This window comes from Pseudomonas sp. PDM01, assembly GCF_014852325.1.
In the GTDB taxonomy this organism is placed as follows: Bacteria; Pseudomonadota; Gammaproteobacteria; order Pseudomonadales; family Pseudomonadaceae; genus Aquipseudomonas; species Aquipseudomonas migulae.
This window is the reverse complement of record NZ_JACVBK010000004.1, coordinates 638,136-646,972: the sequence shown is the minus strand read 5'-3', so window position 1 is coordinate 646,972 and position 8,837 is coordinate 638,136. Positions and strand designations below refer to the sequence as shown.

Here is an 8,837-nt window from a genome sequence, read left to right as displayed (position 1 = left end):
CATCCCGAACTCAGCAGTGAAACGATGCATCGCCGATGGTAGTGTGGGGTTTCCCCATGTGAGAGTAGGTCATCGTCAAGATTAAATTCCGAAACCCCAATTGCGAAAGCAGTTGGGGTTTTGTTTTGCCTGGAAAAAAGTACACTCCGGACGAGCACAAATTTGCACAGTTATTTTCGACTCAGGACACTAGAATAGGTCCAACTTTTTCGGAGTCAGTGCCTTTATGTCAGATCCGGTTGACGCCCCCGGGCTGTCAGAATTACCGCTGGACGACTTGGTGGCGTGCCATGAGTGTGACTTGCTGATGCGCAAGCCCAAGCTCGCCCATGGCGAGAAAGCCCTGTGCCCGCGATGCGGTTACGAGCTCTATGCCCATCGGCACAATGTTGTGCAACGCAGTCTCGCCTTGGTCATCTCCGCGCTGTTGTTGTACATCCCGGCGAACTTTTTACCCATCATGCAGCTCAATCTACTCGGGCAGTCGTCGCAAGATACTGTCTGGAGTGGCGTTGTCGGCCTGTTCGATACCGGAATGCAAGGCGTCTCAGTGATTGTGTTCCTGTGCAGCATGGGGATCCCGTTGCTCAAACTGCTTTGCCAACTGGCCGTGCTGCTGAGCATTCGTTTTGATATCGGCCGTAGTTACGGTTTGTTGCTCTATCGGATTTATCACCATCTACGCGATTGGGGGATGCTCGAGGTCTACCTCATGGGCGTGCTGGTGGCGATCGTCAAACTGGCAGATATGGCAGCAATCACCATCGGTCTCGGCCTGGCGTGCTTTATCAGTTTGTTGTTGGTCCAGGTCTGGCTGGAGGTCGTGATGTCGCCCCATCAGATCTGGCAGGCTTTATCAGGAGAGGATGCCCATGCGGGCGATTGATGCAGGCATTCTGATTTGCGCCGAATGCCATGAATTGAACAAGCAGGAAGCTGACACCGACGCGCAGGTCTGCACCCGCTGCGGTGCGCTGGTTCACGCCCGCCGCCCCAACAGCCTCGCTCGTACCTGGGCGTTGCTGATCACGGCAGCGATTCTCTACATTCCGGCCAACGTACTGCCGATCATGACGGTCAGTTCCCTCGGTCAGGGCGATCCCAGCACCATCATGTCCGGTGTGATCCAACTGGTTCAGCACGGCATGCTTCCCATCGCCGCTGTGGTGTTTATCGCCAGTATCGTGGTGCCCACGTTCAAATTGGTGGGCATCGCTTTGCTGCTGTTTTCCGTGCAGCGCCACCAGCCGCTTTCGGCTCGTCAACGGATCTGGATGTACCGCTTTATCGAGTTCATCGGTCGCTGGTCAATGCTCGATATCTTTGTGATTGCCATCCTGGTGGCGGTTGTGAATTTTGGACGGCTTGCCAGTGTCGAAGCCAATCTTGGCGCCATCGCTTTCGCCAGTGTGGTGATTCTGACGATGCTTGCCGCAGTAACTTTCGATCCCCGACTGATTTGGGATAACACGGAGTCGGACGACGACCATGACTGATTTGCCCACAGCGAAAACCCGACCGGCCTCGAACTGGTCAGCCATTTGGGTGTTGCCCCTGATCGCCTTGATCATCGGCGGCTGGCTCGGCTGGCGTGCCTACAACGAGACCGGCATCGAGATTCAGGTGCGTTTCGAAAGCGGTGAAGGCATTCAGGCCAACAAGACCGAAGTGGTCTACAAAGGCATGTCGGTCGGCAAGGTGAAAACCCTCACGCTCGATGATGAAGGCGCCTCCAAAGGAGTGATCGCCACCGTTGAAATGAACAAGGACGTGGAGCAATACCTGCGGACCAGCACACGCTTCTGGCTCGTCAAGCCGAGCGTGACCCTGGCGGGTATCACGGGCCTGGAAACCCTGGTTTCCGGTAACTACGTCGCGATCAGTCCGGGGGAAGGCGAGCCCACACGCCGGTTCAAGGCCCTGGCTGAAGAACCGCCGCTGTCGGATGCCCAGCCCGGGTTGCACCTGACCATCAAGGCTGACCGCCTCGGTTCGCTGAACCGTGGCAGCCCGGTGTTCTACAAGCAGATCAAAGTAGGACAGATCAAAAGTTACTTGCTGTCCGAAGACCAAAGCACGGTTGAGCTTAAAGTGTTCATCGAACCCACGTACGCCAAGCTCGTACGCAAACACACACGTTTCTGGAACGCCAGCGGCATCAGCATCGACGCCAACCTGTCCGGTGTGAAGGTGCGCAGTGAGTCCCTGGCCAGCATCGTCGCCGGCGGTATCGCATTCGCCACGCCGGAAAACCGCAGGGACAGCCCGCCCACCGATCCGAGCCTGCCGTTCCGTCTCTATGAAGACTTCGATGCGGCGGCGGCCGGTATACGGGTCAAGGTCAAACTCAGCGATTTCGAAGGCCTGCAGGCCGGTCGTACGCCGGTAATGTACAAAGGCATTCAGGTCGGCAATCTGAAAGCGTTGAAGATCGATCCCGATCTGTCCGCTGCTACCGCTGAACTGACCCTTGATCCTCTGGCCGAAGATTACCTGGTAGAAGGCACTCAATTCTGGGTGGTCAAACCGTCGATCTCCCTGGCCGGTATCACCGGGCTTGAAGCGCTGGTCAAAGGTAACTACATCGCTGTGCGTCCCGGCGATAAAGGCGCAGCACCACAACGTGAGTTCGTGGCACGGGCCAAGGCGCCGCCGCTGGATTTGCGTTCGCCGGGCCTGCACCTGGTGTTGTTCACCGAAAATCTTGGTTCGCTGGAAGTCGGCAGTCCGATTCTCTACAAGCAGGTCAAGGTCGGTTCGGTCCAGAGCTATCAGTTCTCGCGCAAGAAAAAACAATTGGTGATTGGTGTACACATCGAAAAGGAATACGAAGGGCTGGTTAACGCCTCGACCCGATTCTGGAATGCCAGTGGCATTACGCTCACGGGCGGATTGACTGGCGGAATCCAGGTCAAAAGTGAATCGTTGCAAAGCCTGATGGCCGGCGGTATCGCCTTCGAAACCCCGCTGGCCAAAGCCCCGCTGCAAAAGAAAATCCCGCGTTTCCGTCTGTTCGCCAGCCATGACGAAGCCAACCAGAAAGGCGCCGTGATCACGATCAAGGTCGATCGCGCCGATGGCTTGCGCAGCGGCACACCGGTGAGATTCAAAGGTCTGGACGTCGGCAAGATTGAAGACGTCGACCTCACGGATGACCTGCAATCGGTGATGCTCACCGCGCGGATCACCGAAGTGCCGGAGCGAATCGCTCGGGCCGGCAGTCAGTTCTGGGTGGTCAAACCCGAGCTGGGTCTGCTCAAAACGTCGAACCTGGAAACCCTGGTGACTGGCCAATATATCGAAGTGCAGCCGGCCGCGAAAAACATCGGGCCGCAGAATAACTTCGTAGCGCTGGCCAATCCTCCGGAAACCGCCAAACAGGAAGCCGGGTTAAGTCTGGTTCTCAGCGCCGCTCGCCGAGGTTCGTTGAAAACCGGGGTGCCAGTGACGTATCGCGAAGTCACCGTGGGCAAGGTGACGGGGTATGAGCTGGGCCAGACGGCTGACCGTGTGTTGATACACATCCTGATCGAGCCGAAGTACGCGCCATTGGTGCGCAGCGGCACACGATTCTGGAACACCAGCGGTTTTGGTTTCGATTACGGTTTGTTCAAAGGCGCGACGGTTCGTACCGAATCGCTGGAGACGCTGATTCAGGGTGGTATCGCATTCGCCACGCCGGATGGGGATCGCATGGGTAACCCGGCACGAGCGGAGCAAACTTTCCCGTTGTTCGACAAGTTTGAAGATGAATGGCTGACCTGGGCGCCGAAGATCTCGCTCGGCAAATAATCTGTTGGCGCCTGTGAGGACGCCTTCGCGGGCAAGCCTCGCTCCTACAGATCAGCACCGAACCTGTAGGAGCGAGGCTTGCCCGCGAAGAGGTCCGGATAGCCAACACATAACCACCAGACAAAAAAAGGCCGCGATTGGATCGCGGCCTTTTTTATTGCCTTCGATTAATGCAAATCAGACCGCATCCAGCTCCGGTTCATCCGCTTCAACATTAACCACAGCCTTCACCTCATCGTGACGACGGATGTACTTCCAGTCCGCCTCATCGATGTAGATCCCGTTCGGCCCGCTACCGCCTTCCAGGTCAATCGCCACACTGGCGCAGACCTGCGGCTTCACACTCGCCAGAATCGGCACGAAGCCCAGTTGCAGACTGGTTTCCAGCAACGCTGCCTGGTTTTTCTCGTCGATGTCCGCCGCTTCGTCGAGGTAGTACGGCAGGCGCACGCGACCGGCCTGGTCGCGGTCCATCAAGTGCAGTAACAAGTACATGTTGGTCAGCGCCTTGATGGTCATCGTCGTGCCGTTGGACGCAGCGCCGTCGATGTCGGTGTGGATCACCGGTTGACCGTTGACCTTGGTGATCTCGAACGCCAGTTCGAACAAGTCCTTGAGACCAAGCTGGTTGTGGTTCGCCGCTACCAGGCGCGCCAGGTATTCCTTGGCTTCTTCGTTCTTGTTGTCCTGATCGGCGCTTTGGCTCAGGTCGAACACGGAGAGGGTTTCGCCTTCTTCGTACTGACCGGCGCTGTGGATGATCTGGTCGATGTGCTTGAGCGCTTCCTTGTTCGGCGCAAGCACGATGCGGAAGCTCTGCAGGTTGGAGACCTGACGCTTGTTGATCTCGCGGTTGAACAGCGCCAGTTGGTGCTCAAGGCTGTCGTAGTCGCTGCGGATGTTGCGCAGGGTCCGGGCGATGTCGGTAACCGCGGCGCGGCGTGCCTTGCCGAGGGTCAGGGCTTCGTCGGTGCGGTGCGCATACGCGTTGATCAGCAGTTGCAGGCGACGCTCCATATCGTCTTCGCTGTCGAACTTGGCCACGCCTTTGAGGCGTACCTGAGCGTACAACGCGTCGATCTGGCCATCGCTGCGCAGCAAGCCCTGCCAGCTGTCCTGATAGTCGTTGAGCAGCGGCAACAGGTTGTCCATGGAATCGTCGATCGGGTCCATGAACGGCGTGCCGAACGGCAGGTCTGCCGGCAACAACTGACGGCGGCGCAGGGCGTCGTCGAGGGTGCGCTGCTTGGCTTCCATGTCGCCGATCTGCCGGCCGACCAGTTGCAGCTTGGCCGACAGTTGCTGGACGCGTTCGGTGAAGGCGTCGCTGGAACGCTTCAGTTCTTCCTGCGCCGCTTCCATCTGCGCCAGTTGCTCAAGCTTGTCGTCTTCCTCGGCGCTCAGGGTTTGCGCGCGACGGAAATCTTCCAGAGCTTTCTGCGCGTCCAGCACTTGCTGGTACAGCGCTTCGGTCTGGGTCTTGCTCGCTGCACGGTCGGCGACCACGGCAGCCTGGGTTTTCAGTTGCTTGAGTTCTTTTTCCAGGCGGTCTTTCTGATCGCGCAACGCGGCGCGGTCCGCCAGGGCCTGCAACGCCGGAGGTTCAATGTGCGAAATATCGATGGACAGACCCGGTACTTCGAAGCGCTCACCTTTGAAGCCGTCGAGGATCAGCTCCATGGATTTGACCCACTGACCGTCCTCGTCCAGCGTAATGCCATGCTCGCCCAACGGCAGGCTGAACAGCGCGCTGTTGAACAGGCGCATCAGACGCTCGACATCCTGTTGCGAGAACTCTTCACGCAGACGGGCGTAGCTGTTGTTGTCGGCGTGATCGAGTTGCTGTTTCACCGATTTCAGGCGTTTTTCCAGATCGCGCAGACGCTCTTCCAGGTCTTCGGCAGAGAACTGCCGCGACTGCGCCAGCGCACCGGCCAGTTCATCGTGCGCGTCCTTGGCCGCGAGCAATTGCTGCTCCAGGACCTTGACGTCAGTCACCAACGCGAAGCGATGCTTGAGCACCGACAACTCGCCGAGCCAGCGCTGGATGCCGGTGATTTCCCGCTCCAGACGCATCAGCTCCTGCGTGCCGCCGCGCTGATCGTTTTGCAGCGCGTCCTGTTCGTTGCGGTAGTGCTCGGCCTGAATCGTCAGCTCTTCCTTGCGTGCACTGGCGTAGTCCGACCAGGTGCCGAGCAAGGAATCGAGCAGCGGCGAGATCCGGTGCAGCTTGCCGCGCAGAATATTGCGCTGGGCAACGCCTGCGGCCAGCGCTTCAACCAGCGGACCCGCTGTGACCAGCGAGTTGTAGTCCTGCTCCATGCGTCGTACATCGCGGAAGGCTTCTTCGCACGCAGCGATGTAATCGACGCTGCCGGAACGCAGGCTGTGTTCGAAAGCATCGAGGAACAATTGCTTGAGCTTGGCCGCGGTGATTTCGCGCATGTGCAGCAGGTTGATGAACAGCGCGCGGAAGGTCTTCAGGCTCTGCTCGCTGGTAGAGCGCAGCGGAATCAGGGTCAGGTCCAGCGGAATCGAGGTGTGGCCGCCGACCAGCAAACGACGCAGTTCATCCGGCTTGAGTTCGTAGGCTTTCAGGCCTTCGCGCTCAAGATTGGTGAACAGTTCTTTCTGACGCAGGCAGGTGTCGTTTTTCTGGTAGTGGGCCAGGTCGAGTTTGCCGGCGTAGGCAAAAAACTGGTGACCGAAACCACCGCCAGGGCCGCGACCGACCACGCCGATCACGTGCGGGCCGTGGGGCAGCGAGACTTCCACCAGGATGTAACTGGTGTCCGAAGCGAAGTAGAAACGCCGGGATTGTTCCAGGCTGTACTTGCCGAAACTCATGTCCGACATGCGCGCCAGAATCGGGAACTGCAACGCGTTGATCGACGCGGATTTACCGAGGTTGTTCGCGCCGTAGACCGACAACGGTTCTTCCAGCGGAAACAGGCCGAGGCTGTAACCGGCGGTGTTCAAAAGGGCAAAGCGGCGAATGCCGTAGCGTTCCTTGCTCATGCGTCGGTCTCCTGTTCTTCGGCAATGGCGCGGGCCAGGGCGTCTTCTTCGCTTTCTTCAGCGAAGTCACTCAAGTCCAGCGGGTCATCGGTTTGCAGCAGTTTTTCGTCGCTGTCGTCGTCGATCAGTACCGGAACCGGCAGCGGCAGCACGCTGTGCAGGCTGGCGGCCAAGTCGCGGTCTTGTTGAACCGACAGGCAGACGTCGAGGAAACGGTGCATCGGCGGCAGGAAGCGGTAGACGCCGTTTTCTTCGCCGGCAAACCCGAGCTGCGTCATGCGGCGCATGATTTTTTCTTCGAGTTCTTCGACGGTCTGCACTTCGGCCTGGATGAACAGGTCGCGGTACTTTTCCAGCAACGACGGCAATTCATCGCGACCGAGGCTGCCGCCATCGAGCACGGCAATCGGGTCACGGCCCTGATCGGCCAGATGCTCGACGAGGATAAAGGTGAACAGCGCCAGACGCTGCGCGGTCTTGTTCACCGCCGCAGCGGCGAGGTCCGGCACAAAGTAGTAGAAACCGCGGGTGTCGCAAACCAGTTCAAAACCCAGTGCCTTGAACAGCGTGCGGTACTGGTCCTGGAAGTTCGACAGTTGCGCGTACAGCTCCGGGTCGCGGCGGCTGACGTGGTAGCCCTTGAACAGCTCGCGAAAGATCGGTGCCAGCTGGGACAGTTCGGATAGATCAAGATGCATGTGGAATGCTCGCAGAATCCTCGGCGGCGGTGTCGCTGGCCGAGAGCAGGGCGAAGGAGCGCAGGCTGACCTGGTGCTCGTGAGTGTGGTAATCGCGGCGTTCCAGACGCTCGCGTTTGAAGCGTTTTTCCCGCGACAGGCGCGAGAACCAGTACAGCAATTCGTCGGTGGCGCCGTTCGGTTCCTGTTCCAGCAGCCAGGTCATCAGGTCTGGCATCGGCAGCGCGTCTTCGCAGCGTTCAAGCATTTCGCGAACGGTACGTGGTGCGCGTGGCGCTTCGCCTTTCTGGGTCTTGTGGGCCTTGGGGAAACGCGCCGGTTTCGGCTCGAAACGGGCCAGCGCGTAGACGTAGGCTTCGACCTGACTGGCGCTGCCGAGGAAGGTGCTTTGCGGCCGGGTGAACATCGGCATCGCCGCTTGTGGCACCGCATCGATGCCTTTGCGACGGATGGCCGACAAGGCCAGCGCTGCGCCACGGGTCACGGCGTTGTGCCGGCGAGCTTCTTCACGCAGCGGCAGCAGCAGTTCGCGAGCATGACGCAGCGTCAATTGAGCGCTGGTCTGCATTTCAAGGATGCGCGCGTGGGTGCGCAGCAGCATGTCGTCGTCGACCAGGTGGCCGAGGCGTTGCTGCTCGGTGAGCATCTTCAACAGGACATTTTCGACCTTGCGCACGCCTTGTTCGAAGGCGCCGTCGGCGTTCACCAACTGAATCATCGGCTCGACGTATTCGTCCCAGGTCGCCAGTACTTCGGCGTAACGCTGACGCAGCGGGATCTGCCGGTCGCTGGTCTTGGCGCGTTCGGCGACGGCCACCAGGGCCTGTTCGTCGTTGGCGAGCTTCTTCAGTACATCACGCACACGCATGTCGAGCAGGCGCAATTGGCGCGCCAGGTCATGGCCGTCGCGGATGTCGAAGGCATCCTGAATGTAACCGGCCAGGCGTTCGAGGTGGCGCAAATAGGCTTCGATTTCCAGGCACAGGCCCAGACGGTGCTCACGGCGCAGGTAAGCGAGGAAGTCGTGGATCTGTGCGTTGAGCTCGAAACGGTTCGGGCTTTTCGCCACGGGAACCAGAATGTCGAGGCGGATCCACACGTCCAGCAGGCTGGTGATGTCCTGCGGCGTACTGTCGAGTTGCTGGGCGGCCAGTTGCGTGCGCAGTTCGTTGAGGCTCAATGTGCCTTGGTCGAAGTGCTCGCACAGTGGCTCCAGAAGTGCCCAGTGTTCAGCGAGGGCGCGCAAGACGCGCTTGGGTTCGATCATCGGAATGGCCGGCTGGTTGGCGATTAAAAGCCGCGATTGTACTGCATCGGGACCGATGCGAT

General features: G+C 59.3%; 6 protein-coding genes. 3 read left to right on the top strand and 3 right to left on the bottom strand.

Features of this window, described 5'->3' with window-relative positions; genetic code table 11:
* Positions 1 to 226: 226 nt before the first annotated feature.
* The 3 genes from IB246_RS13695 to IB246_RS13685 are packed head-to-tail and all read left to right on the top strand — an operon-like array spanning position 227 to position 3,792.
* Positions 227 to 886 (top strand): paraquat-inducible protein A, encoded by a 660-nt coding sequence (locus IB246_RS13695; protein WP_008037175.1) that lies wholly within the window; start codon positions 227 to 229, stop codon positions 884 to 886.
* The gene (locus tag IB246_RS13690) at positions 873 to 1,496 is read left to right on the top strand and encodes a paraquat-inducible protein A (RefSeq protein ID WP_008037176.1); all 624 of its coding nucleotides are present in this window, start codon (positions 873 to 875) and stop codon (positions 1,494 to 1,496) included. Before IB246_RS13695 ends, IB246_RS13690 begins: the two co-directional genes overlap by 14 nt.
* Positions 1,489 to 3,792, top strand: coding sequence for an intermembrane transport protein PqiB (locus IB246_RS13685; protein ID WP_008037178.1), 2,304 nt, complete (start codon positions 1,489 to 1,491; stop codon positions 3,790 to 3,792). The genes IB246_RS13690 and IB246_RS13685 overlap by 8 nt, the downstream gene beginning before the upstream one ends.
* A 177-nt stretch (positions 3,793 to 3,969) precedes the next feature.
* Here the strand turns inward: IB246_RS13685 and mksF are convergent, their stop codons facing one another.
* The 3 genes from mksF to mksB are packed head-to-tail and all read right to left on the bottom strand — an operon-like array spanning position 3,970 to position 8,775.
* Positions 3,970 to 6,810, bottom strand: a complete 2,841-nt coding sequence (gene mksF / locus IB246_RS13680; RefSeq protein WP_008037179.1) for an Mks condensin complex protein MksF — start codon at positions 6,808 to 6,810, stop codon at positions 3,970 to 3,972.
* Positions 6,807 to 7,508, bottom strand: a complete 702-nt coding sequence (gene mksE, locus IB246_RS13675; protein WP_008025812.1) for an Mks condensin complex protein MksE — start codon at positions 7,506 to 7,508, stop codon at positions 6,807 to 6,809. Before mksE ends, mksF begins: the two co-directional genes overlap by 4 nt.
* Positions 7,498 to 8,775, bottom strand: coding sequence for an Mks condensin complex protein MksB (mksB, locus tag IB246_RS13670; RefSeq protein ID WP_008025814.1), 1,278 nt, complete (start codon positions 8,773 to 8,775; stop codon positions 7,498 to 7,500). The genes mksE and mksB overlap by 11 nt, the downstream gene beginning before the upstream one ends.
* Positions 8,776 to 8,837 lie beyond the last annotated feature (62 nt).

Excerpts from the sequence above, each read along its gene's own strand:
- IB246_RS13695 (WP_008037175.1), top strand. The coding sequence starts at position 227 with ATGTCAGATCCGGTTGACGCCCCCGGGCTGTCAGAATTACCGCTGGAC.
- IB246_RS13690 (WP_008037176.1), top strand. The coding sequence starts at position 873 with ATGCGGGCGATTGATGCAGGCATTCTGATTTGCGCCGAATGCCATGAA.
- IB246_RS13685 (WP_008037178.1), top strand. The coding sequence starts at position 1,489 with ATGACTGATTTGCCCACAGCGAAAACCCGACCGGCCTCGAACTGGTCA.
- mksF (WP_008037179.1), bottom strand. The coding sequence starts at position 6,810 with ATGAGCAAGGAACGCTACGGCATTCGCCGCTTTGCCCTTTTGAACACC.
- mksE (WP_008025812.1), bottom strand. The coding sequence starts at position 7,508 with ATGCATCTTGATCTATCCGAACTGTCCCAGCTGGCACCGATCTTTCGC.
- mksB (WP_008025814.1), bottom strand. The coding sequence starts at position 8,775 with ATGATCGAACCCAAGCGCGTCTTGCGCGCCCTCGCTGAACACTGGGCA.